The organism is Paenibacillus sp. 7523-1 (assembly GCF_002276415.1).
GTDB classification, from domain to species: domain Bacteria; phylum Bacillota; class Bacilli; order Paenibacillales; family Paenibacillaceae; genus Paenibacillus; species Paenibacillus illinoisensis_A.
On sequence record NZ_NPBR01000053.1, the window covers coordinates 1 to 254 of the forward strand.

The 254-nt window shown below is 47.6% G+C and carries 2 tRNA genes; both read right to left on the reverse strand.

What is annotated here, in order from left to right:
- Positions 1-71: 71 nt before the first annotated feature.
- Positions 72-143 (reverse strand) — tRNA-Glu (locus tag CHH60_RS29500).
- A gap of 16 nt (positions 144-159) precedes the next feature.
- Positions 160-251: transfer RNA gene (locus CHH60_RS29505), tRNA-Ser, on the reverse strand.
- Positions 252-254: the final 3 nt, after the last annotated feature.

Sequence of the window (254 nt, forward strand, 5' to 3'; positions counted from 1 at the left end):
CCGAACAACACATTTATGATCTTAACATAAAACTGTTGTTAAAATCAACCTCTTTTTTGAGGTGAAAATAATGACCCGTAGGGGATTCGAACCCCTGTTACCTCCGTGAAAGGGAGGTGTCTTAACCCCTTGACCAACGGGCCTCACTAAAAAATCTTCTGGCGGAGAGAGAGGGATTCGAACCCTCGAGACGCTTGTGGCGCCTACACGATTTCCAATCGTGCTCCTTCGGCCAACTCGGACACCTCTCCATA